Source organism: Zhongshania sp. (genome assembly GCF_041584495.1).
Lineage (GTDB): Bacteria > Pseudomonadota > Gammaproteobacteria > Pseudomonadales > Spongiibacteraceae > Spongiibacter.
In genome coordinates, this window is the sequence record NZ_JBFHDY010000336.1 from 1 (window position 1) to 1,001 (window position 1,001).

Here is a 1,001-nt window from a genome sequence, read left to right on the forward strand (position 1 = left end):
CTGCTGTAAAAGCTAAAAAATCCTAGGGGGCGATGCAATGGAATTAAGTATTGCGAAACCCGGTAACGGGGCAGCGGGGACAGTTCAGGTATCTGACGTCACCTTTGCACGCGAGTTTAACGAAGATCTGGTGCACCAAGTAGTAGTCGCGTATATGGCCGGTGCGCGTCAGGGTACTCGGGCTCAAAAGACACGTTCTGATGTTCGTGGTGGCGGCAAGAAGCCTTGGCGTCAAAAAGGCACTGGCCGCGCACGTGCTGGTACAATTCGGTCGCCAATTTGGCGTGGGGGCGGCGTGACGTTTGCTGCGCGCCCGCAGGATCATACTCAAAAAGTAAACCGTAAAATGTATCGTGCCGCGCTTTGCACGATTCTGTCTGAGCTGGCTCGTCAGGAACGCTTGGTTGTGGTTGAAGAATTTGCACTTGAGTCGCCGAAAACGAAGTTGCTGGTTAAGTCGCTTGATGAGTACGGTCTCGAAGGTGCGTTGGTTGTGACGGAAGAAGTGAGCGGGAATTTGTATCTTGCTGCGCGCAATCTGCACAATGTTGATGTTCGCGATGTAAGTGGTGTTGATCCAGTAAGCTTGATTGGCTACGACAAAGTGGTTGTCACTGTTGCTGCATTGAAAAAGTTTGAGGAGCTGTTGGGATGAATAAAGAGCGCATCTATAAGGTACTGCTCGGCCCGCACGTTTCTGAAAAAAGTGCAGCGAGCACAGAGCTTAATAATCAGGTGGTTTTTCGAGTGCTGCCGAACGCTAATAAGCTGGAAATTAAGAAAGCGGTAGAAATGCTTTTTAAAGTCAGTGTGTTGGATGTTCGTACAGTGAACGTAAAAGGTAAGGTTAAGCGTAATCGGTTTGGTTTGAGCAAAAAGTCAAGCTGGAAGAAAGCGTATGTAAGCCTTGCGCAGGGTCAAGACATTGACTTTGCGGTCGCTGAATAAGTCTGGAGTTTAGTCAAATGGCAATTGTAAAAAGTAAACCGACTTCTCCCGGC

General features: G+C 48.9%; 2 protein-coding genes. Both read left to right on the top strand.

Translation table 11 applies throughout. The features are described 5' to 3' along the window. Positions 1–37: 37 nt before the first annotated feature. Positions 38–655 carry a 50S ribosomal protein L4 gene (rplD, locus tag ABYP33_RS19660; protein WP_373093095.1) on the top strand — a complete coding sequence of 206 codons (618 nt, stop codon included), beginning with the start codon at positions 38–40 and terminating at the stop codon, positions 653–655. Beyond that, positions 652–948 (top strand): 50S ribosomal protein L23, encoded by a 297-nt coding sequence (rplW, locus tag ABYP33_RS19665; protein WP_008248356.1) that lies wholly within the window; start codon positions 652–654, stop codon positions 946–948. The genes rplD and rplW overlap by 4 nt, the downstream gene beginning before the upstream one ends. Positions 949–1,001: the final 53 nt, after the last annotated feature.

Coding starts and splice junctions, on each gene's coding strand:
- rplD (WP_373093095.1), top strand. CDS start 38: ATGGAATTAAGTATTGCGAAACCCGGTAACGGGGCAGCGGGGACAGTT.
- rplW (WP_008248356.1), top strand. CDS start 652: ATGAATAAAGAGCGCATCTATAAGGTACTGCTCGGCCCGCACGTTTCT.